This is a genomic window from Halorubrum vacuolatum, from assembly GCF_900188065.1.
Taxonomy (GTDB): domain Archaea; phylum Halobacteriota; class Halobacteria; order Halobacteriales; family Haloferacaceae; genus Halorubrum; species Halorubrum vacuolatum.
This window is the reverse complement of the sequence record NZ_FZNQ01000007.1, coordinates 39,761-66,180: the sequence shown is the minus strand read 5'-3', so window position 1 is coordinate 66,180 and position 26,420 is coordinate 39,761. Positions and strand designations below refer to the sequence as shown.

Annotated in this window: 22 protein-coding genes and 1 pseudogene; 11 read left to right on the top strand and 12 right to left on the bottom strand. The window is 66.9% G+C overall.

Annotation, left to right across the window (positions count from 1 at the left end):
- Positions 1-21 precede the first annotated feature (21 nt).
- The 5 genes from CHB65_RS08350 to CHB65_RS08330 all read right to left on the bottom strand — a co-directional run bounded on the left by CHB65_RS08350 (position 22) and on the right by CHB65_RS08330 (position 5,069).
- On the bottom strand, positions 22-1,695 hold the full coding sequence (locus CHB65_RS08350) for a type II/IV secretion system ATPase subunit (protein ID WP_089384607.1): 1,674 nt from the start codon (positions 1,693-1,695) through the stop codon (positions 22-24).
- Positions 1,696-1,798: 103 nt separating this feature from the next.
- Positions 1,799-2,551: an ATPase domain-containing protein gene (locus tag CHB65_RS08345; RefSeq protein ID WP_089384606.1), complete on the bottom strand. Its 753-nt coding sequence runs from the start codon at positions 2,549-2,551 to the stop codon at positions 1,799-1,801.
- Positions 2,552-2,553: 2 nt separating this feature from the next.
- Entirely contained in the window at positions 2,554-3,048 is a 495-nt protein-coding gene (locus CHB65_RS08340) for a flagellar protein G (RefSeq protein ID WP_089384605.1), read from the bottom strand.
- A gap of 1 nt (position 3,049) precedes the next feature.
- Entirely contained in the window at positions 3,050-3,562 is a 513-nt protein-coding gene (locus CHB65_RS08335; RefSeq protein ID WP_089384604.1) for a flagellin, read from the bottom strand.
- Complete coding sequence (locus tag CHB65_RS08330) at positions 3,552-5,069, bottom strand: FlaD/FlaE family flagellar protein (protein ID WP_394335413.1); 1,518 nt, start codon at positions 5,067-5,069, stop codon at positions 3,552-3,554. The genes CHB65_RS08335 and CHB65_RS08330 overlap by 11 nt, the downstream gene beginning before the upstream one ends.
- A 2,534-nt stretch (positions 5,070-7,603) precedes the next feature.
- Here CHB65_RS08330 and CHB65_RS08325 point away from each other — a divergent pair.
- The 5 genes from CHB65_RS08325 to hisG all read left to right on the top strand — a co-directional run bounded on the left by CHB65_RS08325 (position 7,604) and on the right by hisG (position 13,346).
- On the top strand, positions 7,604-8,095 hold the full coding sequence (locus tag CHB65_RS08325; protein WP_089384602.1) for a zinc ribbon domain-containing protein: 492 nt from the start codon (positions 7,604-7,606) through the stop codon (positions 8,093-8,095).
- An 84-nt stretch (positions 8,096-8,179) separates the two neighbouring features.
- On the top strand, positions 8,180-8,833 hold the full coding sequence (locus CHB65_RS08320; RefSeq protein ID WP_089384601.1) for a M48 family metalloprotease: 654 nt from the start codon (positions 8,180-8,182) through the stop codon (positions 8,831-8,833).
- Positions 8,834-8,926: 93 nt separating this feature from the next.
- A complete protein-coding gene (gene pheS, locus CHB65_RS08315; RefSeq protein WP_089384600.1) occupies positions 8,927-10,450 on the top strand; it encodes a phenylalanine--tRNA ligase subunit alpha in 1,524 nt (507 codons plus the stop codon).
- A complete protein-coding gene (gene pheT, locus CHB65_RS08310) occupies positions 10,450-12,186 on the top strand; it encodes a phenylalanine--tRNA ligase subunit beta (RefSeq protein WP_089384599.1) in 1,737 nt (578 codons plus the stop codon). Before pheS ends, pheT begins: the two co-directional genes overlap by 1 nt.
- A 269-nt stretch (positions 12,187-12,455) precedes the next feature.
- The gene (gene hisG, locus CHB65_RS08305; protein WP_089384598.1) at positions 12,456-13,346 is read left to right on the top strand and encodes an ATP phosphoribosyltransferase; all 891 of its coding nucleotides are present in this window, start codon (positions 12,456-12,458) and stop codon (positions 13,344-13,346) included.
- Positions 13,347-13,372: 26 nt separating this feature from the next.
- Here hisG and CHB65_RS08300 read toward each other — a convergent pair whose 3' ends face one another.
- The gene (locus CHB65_RS08300) at positions 13,373-13,678 is read right to left on the bottom strand and encodes a GIY-YIG nuclease family protein (protein WP_245809933.1); all 306 of its coding nucleotides are present in this window, start codon (positions 13,676-13,678) and stop codon (positions 13,373-13,375) included.
- Between the two features lie 162 nt (positions 13,679-13,840).
- On the bottom strand, positions 13,841-13,993 hold the full coding sequence (locus tag CHB65_RS17405) for a DUF7563 family protein (RefSeq protein WP_179213619.1): 153 nt from the start codon (positions 13,991-13,993) through the stop codon (positions 13,841-13,843).
- Between the two features lie 413 nt (positions 13,994-14,406).
- On the opposite strand from CHB65_RS17405, the gene CHB65_RS08295 reads away from it, so the two are divergent.
- Positions 14,407-14,574 carry a DUF1931 family protein gene (locus CHB65_RS08295; RefSeq protein ID WP_089384596.1) on the top strand — a complete coding sequence of 56 codons (168 nt, stop codon included), beginning with the start codon at positions 14,407-14,409 and terminating at the stop codon, positions 14,572-14,574.
- Positions 14,575-14,634: 60 nt separating this feature from the next.
- Here the strand turns inward: CHB65_RS08295 and rpiA are convergent, their stop codons facing one another.
- From rpiA to CHB65_RS08280, 3 genes are all read right to left on the bottom strand, one after another.
- A complete protein-coding gene (gene rpiA, locus CHB65_RS08290) occupies positions 14,635-15,375 on the bottom strand; it encodes a ribose-5-phosphate isomerase RpiA (protein WP_089384595.1) in 741 nt (246 codons plus the stop codon).
- A 56-nt stretch (positions 15,376-15,431) separates the two neighbouring features.
- On the bottom strand, positions 15,432-16,556 hold the full coding sequence (locus tag CHB65_RS08285) for an ORC1-type DNA replication protein (RefSeq protein ID WP_089384594.1): 1,125 nt from the start codon (positions 16,554-16,556) through the stop codon (positions 15,432-15,434).
- 161 nt (positions 16,557-16,717) lie between these two features.
- Positions 16,718-17,752 carry a THUMP domain-containing protein gene (locus CHB65_RS08280; RefSeq protein WP_089384593.1) on the bottom strand — a complete coding sequence of 345 codons (1,035 nt, stop codon included), beginning with the start codon at positions 17,750-17,752 and terminating at the stop codon, positions 16,718-16,720.
- Between the two features lie 159 nt (positions 17,753-17,911).
- Here CHB65_RS08280 and CHB65_RS08275 point away from each other — a divergent pair, with 159 nt between their 5' ends.
- Both CHB65_RS08275 and CHB65_RS08270 read left to right on the top strand, forming a co-directional pair.
- Positions 17,912-18,472 carry a TATA-box-binding protein gene (locus tag CHB65_RS08275; protein ID WP_089384592.1) on the top strand — a complete coding sequence of 187 codons (561 nt, stop codon included), beginning with the start codon at positions 17,912-17,914 and terminating at the stop codon, positions 18,470-18,472.
- A gap of 83 nt (positions 18,473-18,555) precedes the next feature.
- Positions 18,556-18,915, top strand: coding sequence for a DUF7473 family protein (locus CHB65_RS08270; RefSeq protein WP_089384591.1), 360 nt, complete (start codon positions 18,556-18,558; stop codon positions 18,913-18,915).
- Positions 18,916-18,932: 17 nt separating this feature from the next.
- Here CHB65_RS08270 and CHB65_RS08265 read toward each other — a convergent pair whose 3' ends face one another.
- On the bottom strand, positions 18,933-21,173 hold the full coding sequence (locus tag CHB65_RS08265; RefSeq protein ID WP_089384590.1) for an ATP-dependent DNA helicase: 2,241 nt from the start codon (positions 21,171-21,173) through the stop codon (positions 18,933-18,935).
- Between the two features lie 294 nt (positions 21,174-21,467).
- Here CHB65_RS08265 and ligA point away from each other — a divergent pair, with 294 nt between their 5' ends.
- From ligA to CHB65_RS08250, 3 genes and pseudogenes are all read left to right on the top strand, one after another.
- A complete protein-coding gene (ligA, locus tag CHB65_RS08260; RefSeq protein ID WP_089384682.1) occupies positions 21,468-23,606 on the top strand; it encodes an NAD-dependent DNA ligase LigA in 2,139 nt (712 codons plus the stop codon).
- A gap of 85 nt (positions 23,607-23,691) precedes the next feature.
- A pseudogene (locus tag CHB65_RS08255) lies at positions 23,692-24,711 on the top strand (ABC transporter ATP-binding protein); the annotation flags it as partial.
- A gap of 182 nt (positions 24,712-24,893) precedes the next feature.
- Positions 24,894-25,709, top strand: a complete 816-nt coding sequence (locus CHB65_RS08250) for an ABC transporter permease (RefSeq protein ID WP_089384588.1) — start codon at positions 24,894-24,896, stop codon at positions 25,707-25,709.
- A 319-nt stretch (positions 25,710-26,028) separates the two neighbouring features.
- Here CHB65_RS08250 and CHB65_RS17400 read toward each other — a convergent pair whose 3' ends face one another.
- Positions 26,029-26,196, bottom strand: a complete 168-nt coding sequence (locus CHB65_RS17400; RefSeq protein ID WP_245809938.1) for a DUF5786 family protein — start codon at positions 26,194-26,196, stop codon at positions 26,029-26,031.
- Positions 26,197-26,420: the final 224 nt, after the last annotated feature.

The following is a 26,420-nucleotide window of genomic DNA, read 5'->3' as shown; positions in this document are numbered from 1 at the left end:
AGTCGTCTCATCGGCACTGAATCACCCGATCTTCCGATGCATATCGAAGGGGAGTCCCTCGACGCCGTCGCGCTGGAAGGAGTCGATCGCCTCGTTGACCTCGTGATAGCCCAGGATCCCTTCCTGAATCATCCGTTCGATGAGCTCCGCGCGGAACGCGAGGTCATCGTAGATGTCACGGGTGTCCGCATAGCCGAGCAGCGTCGCGATCTGCTCTTCAAGGACGTAGGAGTTGTTCATCCCCTGAAAGACGATCTCGTCTTCGACGGGATCCCAGCTGAACACCTCGCGCGTGACGACGCCGTCCATCTCCTTCGAGTAGCCCTCGATCTCCTGGACGCTCGTCACCCGACGGAGAACGTCGTCGCCCTGTTTCACCCGGTTCTGGAAGAGCGCGACGTCCGCGTTGTCCATGAACGTCTCGGGGACGTTTATCGGCTCGGAGGTGAACCGCTGGATCATCGAGACGATGTCGGACGCGTGGAACGTGAGCATCACGGGGTGACCCGTCTGGGCGGCCTGGAAGGCCATCCGCCCCTCCGCCCCACGAACCTCACCCACGATGATGTAGTCGGGACGCGAACGCAACGCGGCGGCGACCAGATCGAACATGTCGACGTCCGAGGATCCCTCATCGCCGCCCTCACGGGTCAAGAGCTGCTGCCACGTGTTGTGCGGCGGGATGACCTCGGCGGTGTCCTCCGCGGTATAGATCTTCGAGTCCCGGGGGATATACGAGAGGATGGCGTTGAGCGTCGTCGTCTTCCCGGACGCCGTCTCCCCGACGACGAAGACCGTCTGTTCGTTCTCCAGACAGAGCCAGAGGTACGCCGCGAGCTGCGGCGAGAGCGTCCCCCAGTTGGTGATCTGGTTGACCGAAAGCGGCGTGTCCTCGCCCTGCCGGATCGTGAGCGAGGAGCCCTTCACGGAGACGTCATCGGAGTAGATGATGTTGATACGTGAGCCGTCCGGCAGCGTCGAGTCGACGATCGGATCGGCATCGGAGAGCGGGTCGCCGATGCGCTCGCCCATGTTGCGAAGCCAGTTGTCGAACGCCTTTCGGGTGCCGAAATCGACGGTCGTCTCCAACATCCCGAACGTGCCGTGATCGACGTGGCACTCGTGGGGGCCGATGACGTGAATGTCCTCGTTCGCCGGGTCACGCATCACGGGTTCGAGCGGACCGAGCCCGACGATATCCCGGTTGAGCCGGTAGCGAATGTCCTCGTAGGTCGCCTCGGTGACGGGCAGTTTCCCCCAGTTGAGCACACGCTCGATCAGCCAGCGCCACCCGTCCTGTCGCCCTTCGACGTGGGTGACGTCCTCCAACAGCTGTTCGATCAGGTCGTCGTATTCGGCCTCCGACTCCGGCGCCTGATGGTTGCCGCTGACGGTGAGCAGCTTGTTTTTCACCTGGTCGAGGACCGTCGCCTGCGGGCCGGACATCTCCGGCTCGATGGCGTAGTACTTCGTCTGCTGGCCGATGTCGCCGTAGACGTGACAGTAGATCGGACCGCCGACCGGATAGAGCACGTTCGGCCGGTCCGACTCGTACTCCGATTTCGGCTCCTCGATGAACAGCGGGAACTCCCCGGTGATCTGTTTGAACTCGCGGAGGTGTTCCCGGAGGTGGGGACGCCGCATGGCGGCCTTTCGTAGTTCATCCGAGGGTTTCGCGGTCCCGTGGTCTGTCATTTATCGCCTTGTGAGATGTCGTTCGTCTCTCGATGCGTCCCGAACCCGCCCTGTGGGCGAGTCCCGCCCGTTCGGCCGTGGCGGTGGACCCACGGCGACACGATCAGGCGACCGTCCGGCTTTCGATCACGATGCCGGTGCCGGAGCGGACCGAAAAGCCGATCGTGTCGCCGACCTGCTGGCCCATCCCCGCGAAGCGTTTGACGTTGATCTGCCGGCGGATGTCGGTTCCGACCTCGACCATCTCCAGCTCCAGGAAGACGTCGGCGATCGAACGGAACGGGCCGATCGCGTCGTCATCGACCGCGGACGGGTCGACGGTGAGCACGACGATCTTTCCCTGTGAGATGATCTCCCGGAAAAAGGAGATGATCTCCAGGGCGGCTTGCCGCTCCTCGTTCTTCCGGACGAGCGCCTCGAAGGTGGGGTCGTTCCGGAAGATAGCGTCGAAGGTGTCGAGGAAGATGACGTCCGAGCGCCACATCGCCTCGGCGTTCATCAGCCGCTTGAGCAGCTCCTTGCGTTCACCGTCGTCGTCCGAGAAGGCTCCACCGGAGTCGAAATCCGCGTGTAAAAAGAGGAGCTCCTCTTTTAACAGCGGCTTCACCATGTCGTACTCCAGTGAGTGCATCTGGTCGATGAAGCCGCGGACGGTCAGCTCCGTCGACAGCAATGTGACCGAGGCACCCTCCTGGACGAGTCCGTAGGAGAACCGCTGGGAGATGGCGCTTTTGCCCGCGCCGTAATCGCCCTCGATGAGCACGATGCTGCCGCGCGGGATGCCGCCGCCGAGCTCCTTGTTCAGCCGGTCGCGGTCCTCCAAGCCGAGCGAGAGCAGGTTCGTGTCACGCGCCATGATCAGTCCCCTCCAACGCGGAACTGGAACAGCTCCTCGTCGCCATTGACGGTGAGGTGGATCCGGTGGTCGCTTTCCCCGTCCTGCTCAAGCGGATCGATATCGGCGTCATCAAGGTCGATCGTTAACTCCAGGACGTCGCCGCGCCCCCAAGCGGTCGAGCCCTCCGTGGAGACGACCTCCCCTTCCATGGCGTCGGGACGGACGAACGTCCCGTCGAGGACGAGATCGATATCGGAGCCGTCCGGCGCGAGCCGTTGGGTGCCGGTGTTCTTTATTAACAGCGTCACCTCGTCTTCATCTGCATCGTACACCCCCGCGTTCGCATCGGAGATGATCGTCACGTCGGTCCGAAGCTCCTCGGTCGCATCAAGGCTCCCGTCGTCGACCGCCGAACTCACCCGGTCGACACCCGTCGTCACCGTGCCGACGACGCCGGCGGCGATGACGAGGCTCGCCACGAAGAGGATGAGATGGGAGACTGGGACGCTTGCCATGTTACTCCTCGCCTCCGTTCTCCTCGTCGTCTTCCGGTTCGACCTCGGCGGCGGCCTGGACGCCCGATTCGGTCACAAGGACGACGCGGGCGACATCGGACACGTCCCCATCAAGCGCGTCGTCGGTCAGCGTGATCGTCAGCGTCTCCCCCGAAAGCCAGAGGTCGGTCGTGGCGCTTTCATCCTCGCCGTCCGAAACCGACGTGTCGACCGCATCGAGCGCGACGTACTCGTTGTCGACGAGCAGCGTCGTGTCGCTCACGACCTGACCGGCCGACCCGTCGTTGTCCGCCTCGATGACGAGCTCGTCGGCAGCGTCCTCCTCGCCCTCGAAGAGGATGGCCGAGACGAGCGAGACGTCCGTGTTCTGCTGTTCCAGCGCGCGCTCGTTGACCTCGTGGGTGGCGTCGGTGACGCGATCGAAGCCGTTGGCTGCGACGGGGTAGAACGCGGTGAACGCGAAGAACAACCCCGCGACGATGATCGCGGTGGATGCCGAGACGCTAATACCCATCGTCCCACCCTCCGTCGGCCGGGTCGGCGCGGTCGGAACGCGGGTTCGGGTCGTTCATCGGGCGCGGCGACGTGCCGTTCGCCTCGCGACCCGTACGGTCGCGTCCCGCGGGCTGTGCCTCGTGAGCGCCGTTGTCCTCCCGCGGCGTGTCGTGGCCGTTCGAACCGTCACGAACCCCGTGGTCGCCCTCACTGTCGCGTGCCGTCCGCGCGTCATCGTATGCATCGCGTGCCGCCTGCGGCGCGGCGTCGGTCGTCCGCGGCGCGGCTTGCCGTCCGCCGGGGGCGTCACCGTGCTGTCGGCTCCGTCCCCTCGGCCGGCGACGCGGGGCCGGATCCGGAACCGATCCGCCGACGAGCGAGCCACCGGCGAGGTCGTCCCAGCGGTCGAGCAGGACGGTCTGCGGGCTCGTCCCGTTGAGCTGGGTGATGTACCGAAGGCTGCGGGTGTGGTGTTCGCGGACGAGCCGGGCGGTTCCCGGCCGGTCGACGATATTGCGGTCGACCGTGCCGAAGCCGGAGAGGAAATCACGGAGGCCGTCCGCGGCGTCCGGGGAGATCCACTCGATCCGCTCGTAGTAGTTGATCGCCCGCACCGCGTCGGTGACGTCGCTCGCGGCGACGAGGAACTCCAGCCACTCCATCACGAGCAGGTCCCCGATGTAATCGCCCGGCAGCGACGTGAGGTACGGCTTCCGTCGTGGGCTGGAGAGGTCGTCGCGCTGGACGTACTCGAAGCCGCCCTCATTCATCTCCGCGGGGTCGCCACCGGCGGGTTCGGCCGCCGGTTCGTCGAAGGCATCGATGTCGTCCTCGGATCCGGCGTCATCCTCGAATCCGGCACCGTCGTCGAACGGATCGTCATCGAGCGACGCCTCCGCATCGAACGGATCGTCGTCCATCCCCGTTTCGTCGCCGTCGTCGGCCCAGTCGGCCTCCCCGGCGTCGTACTCCTCTTTGAGTTCGCTAAAGCTCTTGCCGTCGTGGTTCATGTCGTCTCCCTCGTCCGTCGGTTCGTTCGTCGCGTCGTCCAGTTCCCCTGCCACGTCATCGAGGTCGTCGTCGAGTTCGTCGTCGAACTCGCCGTCGAGATCATCGTCAAAGTCGTCGAAGTCCCCGTCGTCGCCCGGCTCGATGAGCTCCTCGTCGAAGAAGCCATCCGCATCCGCGCTCGCGACGTCCTCATCGAGTTCGGGCGCTTCGTCCTCCTCTTCGGCGTCATCGAAGAGGCCGAAGGAGCCGCCACCGCCGAGTTCGTCGAAGCCGCTCGACTCGTCGACGAAGGGGTTGATCCCTCGCGTCACCATCTCGTAGATGTCGAGGAGGTTTCGGACGTCCTCCTCGATGTCCGCGACCGTCCCGGAGATCTCCTCGTTTTCGGAGCGAACGGTCGAAACCGTCGAGGAAAGCGAGGCGACCTCCGCTTCGAGGTCGTCGATACGTTTCTCCAGCTCGTCGGTGTCGGCGCCACCCTCGTCGTCCTCGAAGCCGTCGTCCCACTCGTCCATGCCGTCGAAGTCGTCGAAACCGCCTCCGGAGCCGCCGGAACCGCCCGACCCGCCGCCACCGAAGAGGTCATCACCGCCATCGAATCCGCCGGCATCGTCGCCGTCGCCGTCGATCCGGCGTCCTTCGGCCCGAAGTACGGGAACTGCTGGTCGACATCGTCGTCGGTCGCCGACTGCGCGGCGAAGGGACCGGGGGGACTGCCGTCGGAGGAGTCGAACTTGTATCGCTCGTCCGAGTCGCCCTCGACGGCGAGTTCGACCTCGAACTCCTCGCCCGCCGAGGGCGTCCTGTCGAAGGCGTTGCCACGGGTGTCGATCACGAGCGTGTACGTACCGATGGCGGACGCATCCCCGGAGGCACCACCGTCCGGTTCCTCGACGAACAGGAAGGCGTCCCCGCTGGAGACCGACGAGAGGTCGAGCCGTGACCGCGGCTCGTTCCGCCCGGGGTTCGTCTGGGTAACCGATAACGAGAGCCCCTCTTCTGCCTCAAGGAGGTCGTTGAACACGTCCGCACGGAGCTCGCCGTCCTCGTGGACCGCCTCCCGTCCGTCCTCGTGATCCGGATGTTCCTCGGCGAGCTGTGTCAACGCGCCGCCGAAGCCGGTCGCCTCGAACTCGATGACGAGTCGATCGCCCTCGGTGATCTGCGAACGGTTGATCGCGTCCGAAAGCGGGTCGTCCTCGGCGGCGTCCGCGCCGGCGGGGCCACCCGGGGCGGTGGCGATCGACACCGTCTCGCCGAACTCTGGCTCGGTCAAGACGAGATGGGACCGGTCGAGCGAGTGTTCGGGCGCGACGATGTCGTCGGAGCGAACGGTGATGGCGTCGCCCGTCCCGAGCGTGAGCCGATAGCGCTGTGGGGTCAACGGCCCGACGATCCCGCCGCTCGCGGCTGCGCCCCTGAAATCAGTGAGCGAGCGGCCGACCGAGTCGCCGTCGGCATCCTCGAACCGAAGCCCATCGAAGGTGTCCGTGTCGTCCGCGTCGACGTCGGGGCCGTACTCCTGGGCGTAGCTGACGACGCCGTCGTCGCCATAGACGTCCTCGCTGCTTGCGTCCGTACCGATGAGCCGGGTGTTCGCCTCGATCGTGGCGCCGTCCTCGACGTGAAGCACGTCGAGGTAGCCCGTCGGCACGTCGGGATCGCTGAGGCGGTCCCCGCCGAGGACGACGTAGCCCTCGTCCGCACCGTCGAGGCTCACCGAGAACTCGACCAGCTCGCCGGCCGGCGCTTCATACCGGTCCGCGGAGAAGGAGCCGGAGCGATCGACCTCCGCGACGGTCACCGTCTCCGTCGCCGTCGCCTCCGTCTCGACGGTTTCGACGTCGAAGTCGTACGCGTTCGGCGGGTCGACGGCCGAGACGTCGAAGGTGATCGTTCCCCCGGCGGTCGATTCGTTGCTGAAGACGACGACGCTGTCGCTCTCGTCCGCATACCCCATGACCCCCAGTTCGTCGTCCGGTCCGAACGTCCAGTTGAGGTCGTCGACGCTCCCCGCAGATGGCTTGTCTTGTAGCTCACTCTTGTTGACATCCTCCATCTCCGCCGGATCCGCGCCGCCGGTCAGGACCCGAAAGAGCGCACGCTCCGAGAGGGCGTCGTTTCGGGTCGAGACGATCGCGGGCGTCGAGTCCACGTCGGAGCCGACGGACTCGATGGTGAGCGTCGTGTTCGCGTCGTCCCCGTCGGCCGCAACCTCGTCGTCGCCGACGGTCACCGAGAGCTCGTGCGTGATCAGGGTCGTCTCCGCCGTACGCGTCCCGTCGCCGTCCTCGACGGTTACGTCGATGGCGTGCTCGTCGCCGGCGGAGGGGTGTGTCACCTCAACTGGGATCGTGAGGGAGACGTTCCCGTCCCCGGTAGCGGGATCGACCTCGACGGTCACGTTTCCGTCGGACGAGGCGAGCGTGGAAGCGTTGTGTTCGTCGCCCGTCGCCGACACCGCCTCCACGTCATCGATCGAGCCGGACCCATCGCCGTCGAACGCCTCCCCGAAATCAAGCGTCACCGTCGTCGACCCGTTCAACTCGGCGGCGTCAACGGTGAAATTGTGGGTCTCGGTCGTCCCCGCGCCGGCGACGTCGTCACCGTCGTCGAGCGTGACGGAGACGTTCTCCGCCGCGACGACGGGTGCGAGCGTCGCGGCGGCGAGGAGGATCGCGAACCCGATCACGACCGTGACGGTCAGGAACCGGCGAAGGCGGCGGCCGGCGGTCGAGGGGAAAGCGGGACCACGGGGTCCTCGCCGGCGTGTGTCATCTGAGTGGTGAGTGCCTGCCATCGTCTTTGAGGTCGCCGGTCCGGAATTATCGACGACGCGTCGTCAACGCGACACCGGAACCGGCGAACCGTGTTCACCTGTGGCTCCAGCCGTCCGGGACTAAAGCGTGCCTCCCCGATTATCAGTCGGGAGAAGGAAACAGCGGCTTCCGACCCGCCGGTTCCGAACGATCGCCTGACGTCGAGGGGATCGACCCGCTGAACGCGTGAGGAAGAATTAAGCCCGCCGCGAACCCCCCTCACGATGAGGATGAAGGCCTGTCCCCGATGTAGCGCGTCGATCGACGACTCGGCTCGATACTGCATCGAGTGCGGCGCACCACAGACCGAGGACGCGGCCAAGGAACTCGATACATACGTCCAGCGACAGGCCGAACAGGTGATCGCGGAGTCCGGGATGGACACTGGCAGGGGATCGGCCGCGACGGACGGCAGCGGTTCTGGCGGAACCGCGACGGGGGGAGCCGACGGGGTAAAAGCCGCCGTCGAAGCGGAGCTATCCGATCGCGAACGGCTCTGGCGACGGGCCTGTTACGTGCTCGGATACGGGACCGTCGCCGTCGCGTTTACCCAGATCACCCGTCCCGGTGCGTGGTTGCTGCTGCTCGGTGGGATCGCGATCCTCCCGCCGATCAGGCGGCTCACCGCCGAGCCGCTCGGGAGCCCGTTAAAACGCGAGGTGATGGTCGGCCTCTACGCGATCCTCGTCGTCCTCGGTATCCTCCTGCTCGTGTTGCTGTGAGCCCGCGGCCCGTCAGGACGGAGGAACACGCCGGGACGCGCCCGATCGGTCCCTTTTACCCGCTCGGCGTCGGACCGGAACGTGATGCTTACGGTCGCGTTCGTCGCCGTCGTCGGGGTCGTCGCCTTCCTCGCGGTCGAGATCGGACCGCTCTACGTGAACGACCGATTCCGCGACCTCCGAACGCCGACGAGCACGGAGCGCGCGTATCTCGACGCGCTCCGCGCGGAGACCGGTCTCGATGTCGATCGGGTCGCGGTCGTCGAGACGGAGGGCGACGACTCCGTCGACGTCGCGGTCCGCGGACCGCCACGTCGCCGAGTTCTCTTCGTGACCGATTACGTGCTCGACGGGATGGACGAGGACGTCGCGCTCGGTCTGCTCGCCGCGGAAGCCGGCCGCGTCGAGACGTACTACGGCGAGTTTCGCGCGGTCGCCGTGGCGGTCGTCGTCGCGCTGCTCGCGGGCATCGTGACGACGATCATCCCGTTCGATTCCGGCTTCTTCGCCGTCATCCTCGTCGGACTCGCGTCCTTCTGGGCCGGGCGACGGGTGCAGTACGTCGCCGACGACCGGGCGGCCGACGCGGTCGGCGCCGACCGTGTCGCGGACGCCTTCGAGCGCGTGGCCGCGTTGCGGGGCGTGGAACCGGAGACCGGCGACTGGTCGACGTGGTTCGAGGTCCAGCCGCCGCTCGGCGATCGGATCGCGGCGTTGCGGGAGCGGGGGGATCGCTGAGGCCCACCGGCCGAACGCCGACTTCGAAGGCGACGCCGCCGCGACGTCCCGGAACCATTACCAACCAGCCACGCACGTAGTAACACAACTCGAATGCGACTCCCGAAACGACAACTCGCGGTCCTCGAAGCCGCGAGCGCGACGGACAAACGGACGATCGACGACCTCGCGACGGAGACGGACCTCAAACCCGAGACGGTTACGGGTGCCGCGTTCGACCTCCGTGATGCGGGATTGGTCTCGGTAACGGAGACGACCACTGAAACCGCCGATTTGACCGCTGAGGGGCGGCAATACGTGGAGGAAGCGCTGCCCGAGGTACGGCTCTATCGAGCCGCCCGGGAGCGTGGAGCCACCGACGACTCCGTACCGATGGGACAGGCGATCGGATCGGCCGACCTCGACGGCCACGAGGTCGACATCGCGCTCGCGAACTTCTCGCGAAAGGGCTTCGGATCGATCGACGCCGGCGAGCTATCGATCGACCCCGACGCGGAGCCGGACGCCGACCCGGAGGCGGCCGCGCTCGCCGCGCTCGCCGGTGACCGCGACGCCGACGATGACCGGACCACGATCGACGACGACGTCCGCGACCGGCTCGCCTCCCGCGGGCTCATCGAGGTCATCGAGCGGACGACCCGCGCCGTAACGCTGACCGACGCAGGTGTCGACGCGCTCATGAAAGGTGTCGAGGCCGCCGAGACGGTGGGAGCGCTCACGCCCGAGTTGCTCGCGAGCGGCGAGTGGCGCGACGTCGAGTTCGCCGAGTACGACGTGGAAGCCGACGCGCCGACGGTGACCGGCGGGCGAAAACACGTCCTGCGGGCGACCGCCGACCGCGTAAAGGACGTCCTCGTCGGCATGGGGTTCAAGGAGATGGAGGGGCCACACGCCGACGCCGACTTCTGGATCAACGACTGCCTGTTCATGCCGCAGGACCACCCGGCACGGACCCACTGGGACCGGTTCGGGCTCGATGTGGATCCGATGGCGGAGATCCCCGAGGCACTGCTTGAACGGGTTGAGGCCGCCCATCGTGAGGGTGTCGGACCTGACGGGGATGGGTACCACTCACCATGGTCGGAGACGTTCGCCCGCGAGATTGCGCTCCGTGGACACACCACGTCGCTGTCGATGCGTTACCTCTCGGGGTACGCCGGTGCGGAGCTGGAGCCACCGCAACGATACTTTTCCGTCGAGAAGGTCTACCGGAACGACACGCTCGATCCGACACACCTGCTTGAATTCTTCCAGATCGAGGGGTGGGTGATGGCCGAGGACCTCTCGGTGCGGGACCTGATGGGCACCTTCGAGGAATTCTACCGGCAGTTCGGCATCACCGACATCCGGTTTAAGCCACACTATAATCCCTACACCGAGCCCTCCTTCGAGCTGTTCGGCGAGCATCCGGAGACCGGCGAGGAGATCGAGATCGGCAACTCCGGCGTCTTCCGCGAGGAGGTAACGAAGCCGCTCGGGATCGACTGCGACGTGATGGCGTGGGGGCTCGCACTGGAACGGCTCGCGATGCTCACGACGGGTGCCGAGGACATCCGCGACCTCCACGGGACGCTCGCGGACATCGAGTTCCTGCGGAACGCGGAGGTGAGCTACTGATGCCCGTCGTCGACGTCGACGCCGACGAGCTTCGCGAGCTGACCGGCCACGAGGAGAAGAGCGACGCGGAGCTGAAAGACGACCTCTTCGGACTCGGCCTGGAGTTCGAGGGCGAGACCGAGGACGGCGATCTCCAGTTCGAGTTCGCGCCGGACCGCCTCGATCGGCTCTCCGTCGAGGGCGTCGCCCGATCGTTGCGATATCACTACGGCGATGCCCGGGGCGTCTACGTCCCCAAGACGAACGATCCGGAGTGGACCATCGAGGTCGACGAGTCAGTTCCCGCGGAGCGTCCGTACGTCACGGGGGCGGTGATCCGCGGCGTCGACCTCGATGACCGCGGCTTGGAGTCGCTCATTCAGCTCCAGGAGAAGCTCCACGCGACGATGGGCCGCGGACGGGCCAAGGGGGCGATCGGTATCCACGACCTGACGATGCTCAAGGGCGCACCGGCCGGCGAGGATGGCGAACGATCGATCACCTACTGCGGCGTCGACCCCGAAGGCGACACGTTCGTGCCGCTGGACTCGAACGACGAGGTAACTCCCGCGGCGGTGTTGGAGGAACACGACACGGGACGAACGTACGCCGACCTCGTGGAAGCGTACGGGCGCTATCCGGCGATCTACGACGACATCGGTCTCTTCTCGTTCCCGCCGGTGATCAACGGGAAGCGGACCGAGGTGACGACCGGTTCCCGTGACCTGCTCGTCGAACTCACCGGCACCGATCAGTGGACGATCGACAAGATGTGTACGATCGTCTGCTACGCGCTTTCTGCGCGGGGTGCGACCGTCGAGGAGGTCACCGTCGAGTATGCGGACGGCGCGAGCGCCCCCGACGAGTACGGATCGACGCTCGTCCGGCCAAACCTCGAGGTCGACGAGAAGTCGGTCACGCACGATCGGATCGAGACGCTGCTCGGCGTCGAGTTCGAGCCCGAGACCGTCGTCGACTGCTTCGAGCGCGCCGGGCTCGACGCGAGCTATACGCTCGGCGAGGAGACGACCTACGACGTCGAGATCCCGCCGTATCGCGTCGACGTGCTCCATCCGCTCGATCTGGTCGACGATGTCGGGCGTGCCTATGGATTCAACGAGTTGGAACCACGCTACCCGGACGTGGGAACCGTCGGCAAGCGAAACGAACGGTCGCGGCTCGAGGATGCGGTCCGTGCGAGCCTCGTCGGGCTCGGCTATGAGGACCTGTTGAACTTCCACATGATCAGCGGAGCCGAGAACTACGATCGGATGCGGATCGATCCCGGAACGGACGTCTTCGGCGCGGGCGAGCCGGTGACGATCACGGAGCCGTACAGCGAGGACTACACCCAGCTCCGGACGTGGGCGTTGCCGTCGCTCGTGATGTTGCTCGAACGCAACACCCACAACGCGTATCCACAGGACGTCGCCGAGATCGGGTTCGTCGCCGACCGCGACGAGGCCGAGAACACGAACGTGGCCGAACGCCGTCACGTCGCGGCGGCGCTCGCGAGACGTGATGCGTCCTATGAGGCCGCAAAGGGGCGGCTCGCGGCGCTCTGTGCGGACTTCGGCGTGGACCTGGAGACGCCACCGATCGAGCATCCATCGTTCATCGACGGTCGAGCCGCGAGCGTCGTCATCGACGGTGACGTTGTCGGCGTGATCGGCGAGTTACACCCGGCGGTGCTCGTGGAACACGACCTCGAGGTACCGGTCGCTGCCTTCGAGTTCGACCTCGAGTCCCTTCGCTAGCTGCGCGGACGGATGGGCGAACAGGCGGACACGTGGGCAACTCCCGCGATGGCGTGTCGCACAACCGCCGTGACCACCGCGGGGCGTCGATCAGCGCATGTGCGGGATGGCCGCGTCTTCGGATATGAAGCCTCGGCCGCGACGGGGGCGAGGCGGGGTCCCGATCGCGACGAGGACGAGGCGGGGTCCCGATCGCGACGAGGACGAGGCGTGGTTCTGCCCGCGACGAGGACGAAAGCGTTTCCCGGTCCGGCCGCAACGGCACGGGTATGCGCATCGCCGTTCCCAACAAGGGACGCCTTCACGAACCGACGCTCTCGCTGCTCGAACGGGCCGGACTCCACATCGAGGAGACCGCGGACCGGCAGCTCTACGCCGACACCGTCGATCCGGACGTAACCGTGCTGTTCGCACGGGCGGCCGACATCCCCGAGTACGTCCGTGACGGAGCCGCCGACCTCGGCATCACCGGTCTCGATCAGGCTCACGAGTCGGGACGCGTCGCCGCGGAGCCGGAGGCGGCCGGCGCGGACGACCTCGTCGACCTGTTGGATCTCGGCTACGGGAGCTGCCGGCTCGTTCTCGCCGCGCCGATGGACGGCCCGATCGAGGCCGTCGAGGATCTCGACGGCGGTACCATCGCCACCGAATTTCCGACGGTGACGGAGGCGTACGTCACACGGACGGGCATCGACGCGGAGGTGATCACCGTCACCGGTGCGACCGAACTCACGCCCCACGTCGATATGGCCGACGCCATCGTCGACATCACCTCCACGGGAACGACGCTGGAGGTGAACCGGTTGGCCGTGATCGACGACGTCCTCGACTCGTCGGTGCGGCTGTTCGCCCGCGGCGACGTCCAAAACGAACCGAAAGTCCAACAGGTTCGGACCGCCTTCGAGTCGGTTCTCGCGGCCGACGGACGGCGGTATCTGATGATGAACGCCCCGAAAGCCCGGCTCGACGAGGTGAAAGACGTGATCCCGGGACTCGGCGGGCCGACGGTGATGAACGTCGAAGCCGACGAGAACGGGAACGGGATGGTCGCCGTCCACGCCGTCGTCGACGAGCGTGACGTCTTCGAGGCGATCGCGGAGCTGAAAGGGGTCGGCGCGAGCGGGATCCTCGTGACGGAGATCGAACGGCTCGTCGAGTGAGATCGGGTATCCGGAGCGGTTCCGCGTTAGATGTCCTCGAACAACGCCCGCTTCGCCGACCGCGTCAGTGCCTTGATCGCGTATTCTCGGGACATCGCGTCCGACCGGGATCGGTACGATTCGAGGTAGCGGAGCCGCACCGGCGTCCGTCCGCGCGTGTATTTCGCCCCGGTTCCGTCGTTGTGCTCGGAGACGCGCCGCCGAACGTCGGTCGTATATCCCGTATAGAGCGTGCCGTCGGCGCACTCGACGATGTAGACATGGTGGTCGGCGTCGCTGTCGTGGACGTGATCGCCGAGGACGACAGGATCGGCTGACGGGGCGTCGGGCACGCTTGAGGATCCGTAACCGGCGATAAAAACGGTACGGGACGCGAACCATCTCCGGCGGCCGTCATCGGACGCGGCCGACGAGACCGCACGTGGGTCGGTTCCGGGACGGTTCCTGCCGCGCCGATCGACACCGGCGTATCGTGTGGCGCCGATCATGGCGGCTCAGTTTCTGCTGCGGGCGCGTTGTCGTGCCACTTCGGCGATACCCGCGTTCGCGGCACAGGCGGGGCAGGCGTTGAGTGCCCCGAACTCGTCCGCGAACACGCGGGCGAAGCGATCCGAGACGTGCGACCCGCAATGGTCGCAACTTGGCATGTTGGACCGGCATCCACCGCTGCCGGCAACATCACTACGGGTCCGAGAAACAAATACCCTTGCTCGCCGCCCGCGAGCGCGGGTTTTTACGCGAACGCTCCACCGTGCTGATCGGCGGTGGAGGGCCGTCGGCACCGACCGTGTGATCGCGGAATTGTCGGATTTCTGTATGAACAGGTATATATAACTATTCACGTTCGAAACCGCCGCTGACACGCCGATGAGCCCCCGTATGTCGACCCCGACCCGACATCGCAACCGACGACGAGGCGAGTCGGGTTCTCGATGCCCCAGCGAATCCCACAAGGTTTATAAATGTAGGCCGAACACGCCCCGCGCAGACCGGTCGTACGGCGTCCCTCGCGGGCGAATTCAGGAACGCTTATAAACTGTGAAGGGGTACTCGAGAACGCATGGCAGACCTCATTGTCAAAGCGGCCGTCAAGGAAGCGCTGGACGACAAGAACGTGGCCTCGGACTTCTACGAGGCGCTGGATGAAGAAGTCGACGAGCTCCTCGCGGACGCCGCTCGACGCGCCGAGGCTAACGACCGGAAGACGGTCCAGCCCCGCGACCTCTAAAACCGGGCAACCCCGTTTCTTATTTCCACCCCGACCGCCGAGCCGCGGCCACGCCGTTGCTCAACTCGAGGGGCAGTCCCGAATCTCGACGCCCTCGTCGTTTCCGAGGTGGATCTCGTTGGCGAGCCCGACGAAGAGGCCGTGTTCGAGGACACCGGGGATCGAGGCGAGCCTGGTCGCCAGCGGGTCGGGATCATCGATCTCGCCGAAGTCACAGTCGAGGACGAGGTTTCCGTTATCGGTGACGACGGGGCCGTCCTTTCGGGTCGCCTCCCGGAGGATCGGCTCGCCCCCGATCCGCCGGATCGTTCGAGCGACCGTCGCCCGGGCGTCCGGAAGCACTTCCACCGGGACCGATCGATCGAGGACGTCGACCACCTTCGTCGGGTCCACGACGACGAGAAAGCGGTCCGCGGCGGCGGCAACGACCTTCTCACGGGCGTGCGCGGCGCCCCCGCCCTTTATTATCGCCGTGTCGGCGATCTGATCGGCCCCGTCGATGGCGACGTCGATCCCCGTGCCCCCATCGGATGCAGGAGCCTCACGCGAAGCCACGGGATCAAAAACTGCATCGAGATCAACGAGCGGGATCCCACGCTCACGGGCGAGCCGACGGCTCGCAAATGAGGTGGGGACGCCTCGAACGTCGAGCCCGGCGTTCACCCGTCGGCCGATCGCCCGGATCGCGTGTGCCGCCGTGGAGCCCGTACCGAGGCCGACGACGTCGCCATCGGTAACCGCCTCGGCTGCGGATTCCCCGGCCCGGCGCTTCGCCGCGTCGCTGCCGCCGCTCGTCTTCATGCACGGGTGTGTGCGCGGCGGGATCGAAAAGCTGTCGCCACGTCAACCGGGTGTGCTCAGAGCCGATCGAGGATCGCCTCGGCGTCGTACGCGAGCGTGAGTTCCCGCGAGCGGCCCCGACCCTCGACGTCGGCGTAGGCCGTCTCGATCACGCCGAGGCGATCGAGTTTGTTGATGATCTCCGAGTAGCGGGTGTAGCCGAGATCCGTCTCCTCGTGGAACGCTTCATATACCGTTCCCGCCCGTTCGCCGTCGTGTTCCGCGAGGACGCGAACGAGCCCGCGTTCGGAGTCGGAAAGGCCCCGAAGCGACCGCGAGAGGTGGACGTACTTCGATTTGTCGTACGCGGACTCGACGTCCTCGGCGGCGACCGTCCGTGAGGCGCGCATCTCGGCGTTGAGCCCCGCCCGCCGGAGCAGGTCGATCCCCACGCGGAGGTCGCCGCTCTCGCCGGTGAGCTCGGCGACCAGCTCCAGCTCGGCCGTCTCGATCACGCCGTCATGAAAGCCGCGGGCGGCCCGCTCGGTAAGGATGTCGTAGATCTCCGTGACGTCATACACCGGGAAGTAGACCTCCTCGGGCCGGAAGACCGACTGCACGCGGCTGTCGAGTTCGTCGATCGCATCGAGCGAGAGGTCCGAAGAGACGATGATGACGCCGATCTTCGCGCCGGCGTGTGCCTCGTGGGCCCGCAACAACGAGTAGAGGGTGTCGGACGCCTCGTTCTCATAAAAGAGGTAGTTCACGTCGTCGAGCGCGACGACGAGCACCTCGTCGTCGTCGACGAGCCGATCGGTGATCTGTCCGAAGAGCTTTTTAAACGAGATGCCGGACGAGGGCGGCTCGTAATCGAATATGCCCTCGAACAAGCGTGAAAAGACGGCATACCGCGTCGAGTCGACCTGACAGTTAACGTGAACGGTTCGGACCTCCGTGCGGGTACGAAGCTCCGAGAACAGCTTCTGGACCGCCGTCGTCTTGCCCGTGCCCGGCGGGCCGCGGACCATCGTGTTCAGCGGCCGGGAGCCACGGACGGCCGGCCGGAGCGCGTACTTCAGGCTCTCGAGTTGGGTTTCGCGGTGGCGAAACGTCTCCGGGACGTAATCGATCTCGAAGACCGACTCGTCGCGGAACACCGACTCGTCCCACGAGAGCATGTCGCCGTCGGCGTCCCCGGTCATATGAAATCAACTTCACGCCGGGCACTTAACCGTTCCCCGAACCGGAACTGAAAGCGACCGGCAGCGGCGCGAACGGACCGCGGAACGGGAGGGAGCCGTTCACTACCGGGACGGTCACACATCGAGGATCGGACGCGGACGGAACGGTCGGCGGGTACCGCTCATCCTTCCGGGCGCTCAAGCACCGTCACGTACCGCGTCAGCGATCGATGAACGCGCCGTTCGAAGGTGGCGTGGACGCGCCAGCCGGCGTCGCGTGCCGGTCCCCGCCAGTCGCGGTCGGCGACGAGGACCGCCCGCGGCGCGACCCGGGCCGCCTCCGCGAGCGCGCCCCCGACGAGGTCCACGAGCTCGTGGCGCGCGACCTTCGACTGCCGTCCATAGGGCGCATCGAAGGCGACGCCGTCGACGGCGTCGTCCGGAAGCGGGAGCGCGGTCGCATCGCCCCGGGCGACGTGCCATGTGACCGCCGTATCCGATCCGGGACACGCCCGCAGGTTCGCCCGTGACCCGCGTGCCATCTTGAACTGGGCGTCGAACGCGAGGACGTCGCTTCCGACGAGCGCGGCCTCGATGGGTAACCCGCCGGTGCCACACATCGGGTCAAGCACCGTTCGGCCGGGACCGGCCCCCGCGAGGTTCACGTAGGCACGGGCGTCCGCAGGGGCCATGCTTCCCGGCTGGAAGAACGGCCGGTCGGTCGGCCGGGGCGCGAACGCGCGGGCCGGTTCGATCGCGACCCAGCCGAGCAGACAGCAGGAGGCCTCCTCGCCGTCGGCGCCGTCGACCGCGTCGTGTTCGGCCCGCCGACCCGCCGCAAAGAGCGCGCGCAGGACGTGATCGGGGTCGTCGAGGTCGACCGCGAAACCACGGTCGACGAGGGCGGAACCAAGCGCCCGCTCGGCGGCCGCCGTCGAGACGTCCGCCGTACCGCGTACGTTTCGGGCGCGAACCGCGACCGTCCCCGATCGGTCGATCGGGGCGGCACGGAGGAGCGCGACGGCCGCGTCGACGTCGGCGTCGGTCCGGCCGATCGCCTCGTGAGCGCCGCGGGCGTACGCGAGCCGGTCGAAGCGAGGGCCGATGGATCCCGCCCGGGCGATTCCCGGAGCGAGCAGCTCGACCGCCGTCGCCGCCGTTGCCGCCTCCGCCGCGGCGAAGGCGTCCGCCTCGCCCGCGAGCTCGACCCAGTACACGCTCTGAGCGTGCGCGAAGGAATCAAAAGAGCGTGACGGTCCGAAGCGTCGGAGCAAAAGAGCGTGACGGTCCGGAGCGTCGAAGGGTCCTCACTGACGCCGACACCCACACGATACCCACCAACGTTTTAACTCATTGTGGTGAGTGGACATCCACTGATGGCCGATCCGAAGGACTCGATTACGATCGAAAACGTCGTTGCCTCCACCGGGATCGGACAGGAGCTCGACCTCCAGAGCGTCGCGATGGACCTGGAGGGCGCCGATTACGATCCCGAACAGTTCCCCGGTCTCGTCTACCGCACCGCCGACCCGAAATCGGCCGCACTGATCTTCCGCTCCGGAAAGATCGTCTGTACCGGGGCGAACTCGACGGCGGCGGTCCACGCGAGCCTCGATATCGTCTTCGAGAAGCTCCGCGAGCTACAGATACCGGTCGAGGATAACCCCGAGATCACCGTCCAGAACATCGTCACCTCCGCGGACCTCGGCGAGGACCTCAACCTGAACGCGATCGCGATCGGGCTCGGGTTGGAACACATCGAATACGAACCCGAACAGTTCCCGGGGCTCGTCTATCGACTGGATGAACCCGAGGTGGTCGCGCTGCTTTTCGGCAGCGGGAAGCTCGTGATCACCGGCGGCACCGATCCGGCTGACGCCGAGGCGGCCGTCGATCACATCGTCGAGGAGCTCGGCGGGCTCGGGCTCCTCGGGTAGCCCGGACCGCCGTACGGCCGTGAGCAGCTATCCGCTCCACACGCTTTCGAGGGTACTTTTAGCGACGATCACGTAGACCGGCTATGCTCTTACAGACGGTCTCGCCGGTCCAGGTCCTCGGGACGGTCGTGCTCTTTGCGATCTTTTTATCCATCACCGCTCATCTCGCCGCGCGCAACGTCCTCGGAGCGGTCGATCCCCGGCGTGCGCTCTACGTCGGCCCGCTCCCCGCGGTGGTCGGCGTCGTCGGCGGCGCGTTCTCGCTCCCGGCGTTCCTGACCGTCCCGGTCGCGCTCGCGCTCGACGCCGCGATGTTCCACTGGAGCTACGAGCGGGACCGACGCGTGACGCTGGCGATGACGGCCATCCACGTCGTGATCACGGTGCTTCTCGGCGTGGTGCTCGGTGGGATCGTGCTGCTGTTGGCGACCCGGCCGACCTGAGCCATCGGGGGAGCAACTCAGGGGGTCGGTGGCGGCCCGTCGTAAGCGTCGTGGTCGCCGTAGAAGTTGAGCATCGCGAACTTCAGCTTGTCCGGGTCGACGTCGATCAGCTCGTCGCGCTCCTCGGGCGGAAACGCGCCACGAACCGAGTATTTCCCCATATCGGCGGTCGTGTAGCGCCGGTCCGCGAGGATACGGACGCCGAAGTCCTCGGGTCCCCGGATCACGCGGCCGAGCGCCTGTCGTGTCTTGCGGATCGTCGGGATCTCGACCGCGTACGACCAGCCGGGATCGCGATCACGTTCGGCGAACGCGCGGTCGTAGGCGTCCTGAACCGCCTCCATCCGGTCCGAGAGGTGTGGATACGGAACCCCGACGACGACGACCGTTCGGGCGTCGTCGCCGTCGAAGCTCACCCCCTCCGCGAGCGTGCCCCACAGGGAGGTGAAAAGCGCCGCGTCGTCGCGCTCGACGAACTCGCGGCGGAGCCGTTCCTCGTCCTCGCCCGAGCCATCGAGGAGGAGTCGACCGAGTTCCGCCGCAGCGAGGGTGTGGTCGGCGTCGGTCGTGGCTCCAGCGGCGCTGCCGGCCGAGGACGTGCCCGGCGGATCCATCCCGGTGAGCCGTTCGTGATAGCGCTCGGCTTCCGCATAGGAGGGGAAAAAGACGAGCGTGTTGCCCGGGGTGAACCGGATCGCATCCCGGAGCAGGGTCGCGACCGTCCCCTGGGTCTCGGGGTCGTTACGTGCGGAGGCGAAAAGCGGCGGCGTGTCGACCGCGAACGTCCGTCGGTTCGCCGCCGGGTACGACATTCCGTAGGCCAACGTCGCGACGTTCTCCAAGCCGAGCACCTCCGCGGTAACGTCGAACGGACGCAACGTGGCGCTCATCAGCACGGAGGCGGCGACCTCCTCGAAGAGCGCGCTCGTCACCTCCCGCGGAATACAGGTGTACAGTTCGGCACGGCCGTACACCTCGTCCGTCCCGCCGTCACGACGGACGGAGACGACGGGGTACTGCCCGAGCGCCGTCCCCTCCGACATCCACGTGGAGATGAACCGGGCGGCCTGCAGCGTCCGACACTCCGTGCGGCTCGTCGTCTCCCCGTCACGATAGCGCCGCTCGTACTCCTCGTCGAGCGCCCGCCCGAGTTGGATGGCGAGCTCCGTTTCGACGTCGATGCCGGCGCCCTCGTACCCCCGGAGGAACGAGAGCGTGAGGTCGTCCCGGCGGTCCTCGTTGGCGATGGCGACGTCCTCCCAGTTCTCGCCGACGGCCTCGCGAGCGCCGAAGCCGAGCGCATCGTCGTAGGTCTCCACGAGCGCGTCGCGGAAGGCCCTGATGACGTTTTCTGCCGGTTCAGCCCGAGAGTCATCGCTGTCGGTGAGCTCCTCGATGGCGGCATCGAGCGTTCGCTCGGTGAGCGTCCGGGTCGCGTGATCCCGCGCGGCGTCCTCGACGTTGTGTGCCTCGTCGAAGACGGTGATTATCTCGGAGGGGTCGCGGTCGATCCAGCGGAAGAACTGCTCGCGGATGGTCGGGTCGAGCAGGTGGTGGTAGTTACAGACGACCAGATCCACGCCCTCCATCCCCTCTTTTAAGAGTTCATAGCCGCAGAGCTCCCGCTCGTCGGCGTACGCGTAGACGTCGTCGGGGGTTCGGACGTCCTCGAAGAGCCAGCCGAAGAACTCGTCGGTGTCACGCGTCAGATTGTTTCGATAGTGCGCACAGACGTTCGCCGTCTCGTACTCCGCGAGCGAGGACTCCAACTCGTCGAGCTCGTCCATGACCGCCTCGCGGGCCTCGGCCGCGCTCGCGTCGCCCTCGCGGCTCGCCGCGAGCAGCTCGCGTTGACGGGCCTCAAGCTCGCGAACGTCACGCTCGGTACCGGCGACTTCGCGGGTGGTGTCCCTGAGGGTCTGACACTCCTGATAGTCCACGTCGATGTGGCACATCGACGCCTTGCCGCGGAAGACGACCGCCCGGATCGGCTCCGTGCGCGTGATCGCGCGGGCGTCCTCGACGAACTGGCGCATCTGCTGGTGGACGTTCGTCGTGATGACGACCGTCCGGTCGTGTTCGCGGGCGTGTTCGAGCGCGGGGACGAGCGCCGAGAGGGTCTTGCCCGTGCCGGGGGCGCCCTCGAAGAGGACGTCCTGCCCCCGGGCGAGCGCGTTGGCGACCCTGTCCATCGCCTCGCGCTGGTTCGGATACGGTTCCTCGTACGGGAAGAACCGCAGGAACGACGACTCTGACACGGCGGTCAGTTCGGCGGCTTCCGCTAAAAGGGGTGGGGTACCACGGTGAAAGTGGTCTGACGGACGGGACGGCCCCTCACGAACCGGGACCGTATGCCAGCGCGGTGGCTCGGCGGATCGATGTGGGGCGAAAGAGCAGCGGTGGATGCCTTCGCCCCGCGTTTCGCGGGATGAAAGACGACTATATATAGGTTTCGCAGGCGACGTGGCGAGCGGCGGATACGGGAACGATCGTGATCCTCCGTCGCGAGGGATCGCGACCTCTTTTATCGGAGTGCGGCCAAACGGACGATGATGACGCGCTCGCCGCCGAGACACGCCGACCCGAAGGGGAACCCGTACGTGGAGTCGCCGCCGACCGACTTCGAGCCGGCGTCGTCGCTGTCGGCGGATGCGGCGGCCGAGCAGGCCGCGTTGCTCCGCGAGGCGATCCGCGAACACGACCACCGCTACTACGTCGAGGCCGACCCACTGATCGAGGACACGATCTACGACCGGCTCTTCGAGCGGCTTCAAGAGCTCGAGGAGACCTTCGACCTCGCGACCGAAAACTCGCCGACGAGCCGCGTCGGCGGCGAGCCGCTCGACGCGCTGGAGACGGTCGAACACGTCTCGCCCATGCTGTCGATCGACAACGGGGCCGAGCCGGCGGCCGTTCATGAGTTCGACGAGCGTGTGCGGTCGGGGGTCGCCGACTCGGGATTCGACCCGGAAGCCCTCGAGTACGTCTGTGAGCCGAAGTTCGACGGCCTCTCCGTCGAGGTGATCTACGAGGACGGCGAGTACGTGCGGGCGGCGACCCGCGGCGACGGGCGAGAGGGCGACGACGTCACCGAGCAGGTTCGGACGATCCGCGCCGTGCCGGGACGGCTTCGCGGTGACCCACCCGAACGGCTCGCCGTCCGCGGCGAGGTGTTCATGCCGATCGACGCGTTCGAGGCGCACAACGAGGCGCTGATCGAGCGCGGCGAGGAGCCGTTCGCGAACCCGCGAAACGCGGCGGCGGGGACCCTCCGACAGCTCGATCCCGGCGTCGTCGCCGAGCGTCCGCTCGACGTCTTCTTTTTCGACGTGCTCGCGTGGGAGGGCGAAGCGGATCGACCGGGGACCCATCGCGGGGAGCTTGCGGCGTTCGACGCCTTCGGGCTGAAACGGACCGACCTGATCGAGGTCGTCGACGATGCGGAAGGGGCGATCGCCTATCGCGACGACATCCTCGACCGGCGCGACGGGTTGAACTACGAGCTCGACGGCGTCGTGATCAAGGTGAACGACCGGGCCGCCTGCGAGGCGCTCGGGTCGACCTCGCGGGCGCCGCGATGGGCGTTCGCTTATAAATTCCCGCCGCGGACGGCGGTCACGACGGTCGAGGACGTCACCGTCCAGGTCGGCCGGACGGGACGGCTCACGCCCGTCGCCGAGCTCACGCCCGTCGACGTCGGCGGCGTCACCGTCTCGCGGGCGACGTTGCACAACCCCGCGGAGATGGCGGCGCTGGGCGTGAACGTCGGCGACCGCGTCCGGATCTACCGCGCGGGCGACGTCATCCCCTACGTCCCCGAGGTCGTCGAGAAACGGAGCGAAGGGACCTACCCGTTCCCGGAAACCTGCCCGGTCTGTGCGGCACCCGTCGAGCGCGACGGGCCGCTCGCGTTCTGTACCGGCGGACTTGGGTGTTCGGTCCAGCTCGAACGGGCGGTCGAACACTGGGCGCGGCGGGACGCCCTCGACATCGAGGGGCTCGGCCCCGAGCGCGTCGAACAGCTTCGGGAGGCCGGACTCCTCGATTCGCTGCCGGCCCTGTACGACCTCACCGTCATGGAGCTCGTGACGCTTGAGGGGTGGGGCGAGCGGAGCGCCCGGAACCTGATCGACGAGTTGGAGGCGACGAAGCGGCCGCCGCTCGCGGATTTCCTCGCCGGCCTCGGGATCCCCGACGTGGGCTCGACGACCGCCCGGACGTTGGCCCGGCACTTCGGCGACCTCGACACGCTACTCGATGCTGACGAGGATGACTTACAGGCGGTCGACGACGTCGGGCCCGAGGTCGCCGCCTCGATCCGCGGGTTTCTGGATGCGCCGGAGAACCGATCGGCGATCGAGGGGTTGCGCGAGCGGGGTGTCGACCCGGAGCCCGTCGAGCTGGCGGACGAGGACGGGGACGGACCCGGCCCGGACGCGCTCGACGGGCTGACGTTCGTCTTCACCGGCTCGCTCGCCGTGGCCCGCCGCGAGGCACAGGACCTCGTAGAGCGGTACGGCGCGAACGCAACTTCGAGCGTCTCCGGCAACACCGACTACCTCGTCATCGGCGAGAGTCCGGGGCAGTCGAAACGGAACGACGCCGAGGCGAACGACGTGCCCGTGTTAGCGGAGGACGGGTTCGCCGAGCTGCTCGCGGAATACGGGATCGACTGGCCGCCGGAGGCGTGAGCTCGCACGCCACGGACGGCGTGCGGCGATAGCCGGTTGCTAGCGAGACGTAACCCTTTATCCCCCGCCGAGAGAAGCGGCGGGCATGACCGCCATCGAGCTGCACGGCGTCACGAAGCAGTTCGCGGACGTTACGGCCGTCGACGACCTCGATCTGGCCGTCGAGGAGGGCGAGATCTACGGCTTTCTCGGCCCGAACGGGGCCGGAAAGTCCACGACGATAAACATGGTGCTCGACCTCGTCCGGCCGACGACGGGAACCGTCACCGTACTCGGTCGTGATGCCACGGCCGACAGCGTCGATATCCGGCGACGAACCGGCGTGTTGCCCGAGGGGTTTAGCGTCTATGACCGGCTCAGCGGCCGGAAACACGTCGAGTTCGCCATCGAGTCGAAGGAGGCCGACGCGGAGCCCGAGGCGCTGTTGGAACGCGTGGGGCTGTCGCCGGAGGACTGGGATCGAAAGGCGGGCGGCTACTCGAAGGGGATGTGCCAGCGACTCGCGCTGGCGATGGCGCTCGTCGGCGAGCCGGAGCTGCTCATCCTCGATGAGCCCTCCTCCGGGCTCGATCCCGCCGGCGCGAAGGAGATGCGTGACATCGTCCGTGCGGAGGCCGACCGCGGCGCGACCGTCTTCTTCTCCTCGCACGTCCTCGGACAGGTCGAGGCGGTCTGTGACCGCGTCGGCATCCTTCGCGACGGGACGCTCGTCGCCGAGGACTCCATCGAGGGCCTCCGTGACGCCGTCGGCGGCGAGGAAACCCTGGACATCGAAACGGCCGGCGTCGACGAGACCGCCCTCGAATCCGTGCGGGCGCTCGAAGGCGTCTCTCAGGTCACCCGTGTCGAGGGGAGCGACGGTCGGATCAGGGTGAACTGTGCGGACGACGCGAAGACCCGCGTTATCGGAGCGCTGGAGGACGCCGGCGTCGGCGTCTCCGACTTCCACACCGAGGAGGCCTCGCTCGAGGACCTCTTCTTGGCGTACACCGAGGGAGACTCGGCGAGCCCGGGGACCGACGGTGACGACGAGGAAACCGCTGAAGCACCCACCGATGGCGACGAAGCGAGGTCGGCATCCGACGACGAGCCGGAAGGTGACGACGACGAGCCGGAGATGGAGCCCGAGGGGACTGAAAGGGACGAAGCAGGGGAGGCGGACGGAACGGGCGAGCGGGCCGAAGCGGAGGAGACCGAAGAAACGGACGAGGGGACCGAAGAAACGGACGAGGGGACCGAAGAAACGGACGAGACCGATCCCACGGCGACGACCGAGGAGGTGGAGCGATGAGCCTCCCGGCGGTCGCGAGGAAGGACTTTCAGGACACGGTCCGTTCGCGGGCGATGGCGCTTTTGATCGCGCTCTTTTCGGGGCTGCTCGCGCTGATGGCCTACGCGGTGCGGCCGACCGGCGAGGGTGAAGGGTTCGCGACGGAGCTGCTTTTAAGCGCCTTCGTCGGCCCGATACTGCTCACGACGCTCGTGCCGCTCGTCGCGGTCGTGATCGGCTATAACGCGGTGAGCGGCGAGCGGGAATCGGGCTCGCTGAAGCTGCTGCTCTCGCTGCCGCACTCGCGTGCCGACGTCGTCTTCGGGAAGGTGATCGGGCGGGCGGCCGCGCTCTCGCTCGCGATCGCGGTCGGGTTCCTCCTCCCGGCCGTCGTGCTCATCGCCATCCCCGTCTCGTTCAACGCCGGGGCGTTCCTCGGCTACACGGTCTTCGCGATGGTCCTCGGCTGGGTCTTCGTCTCGATCGCGGTCGGCTGTTCGGCGGCGGCCTCCACCCAGCGTCGCGCGTTGGTCGGCGGGATCGGGATCTACTTCCTCTTCGTCCTGCTGTGGGGAACGCTCACCGGACAGCTACTCGGGGCGTTCGAGTCGGTCATCGATCCGCTTCCGGTCTCGCTCATCCAGGTACAGACGTTCCTCGAGGTCGCCAATCCGAACACCGGGGTCCAGGTGCTCGCGAACGCCTTCCTCGCTGATCAGCTGTTCGCCGGCGACATGCGAAATCAACAGATCTCCGCGACCGCGATGTTGGTCTTCTGGGCGCTCGCGCCGCCGCTCGTGGGGCTGTTGAAGTTCGACCGCGACGATCTTTGACATCCACCACGACTGAAGTCGTGGGCTTTCTCCTCGATTTTCTGTAAGCCGGCAATGAGGCAGTTGGCGCGCGCCGCCTTCGTGCCCGGCGGGCGCGAAGGCGACCGCGCGAGGGAGCCCACGGCTGGCGTCCGCCAGCCGTGGCGAGGCTGGGGAGGTGTGAGGTTGCGGACGACTGACGAGCATCGATGAGAGTCAACAAGCGTCGATGAGAGTCAATGGGCACCGGTGAGAGTCAATAAGCACCGGTGAGAGCGGCCGCTCGCGGCGTTCACGATTCGATTGGAGGAATCCTCCGCGATCAGTCGCTCACCGGGCACTACTTCCCTTGCAGCTCCTGGAACTTGTCGAGGAGTGCCTCCGTCGAGTCCCCCGAGTCATACGTGATAGACCCGGAGTACTCGGCACGTTCGGCGTCGAAATCCGCATCGACCGTCGCGGTCTTCTGCTCACGGCGCTCGTGTTCGTCTTCATCATAGGCACCCATTGACATGGTACACATGCACTTAGGAACTATCGCTGATATATGTATCGGTCATTCACATGATTTATCATAGTGATCCCGTCGTGACCGTACCGCGATCCCATCGCGACCCCATCGCGGTTCATCGATCCGCCCGATCTGCGACCGATCACCCTGCAGCCACCAGCAGCCACAGTCCATCCCTGCCACCGGCCACAGTCCACCCCTGCCACCGGCCACAGTCCACC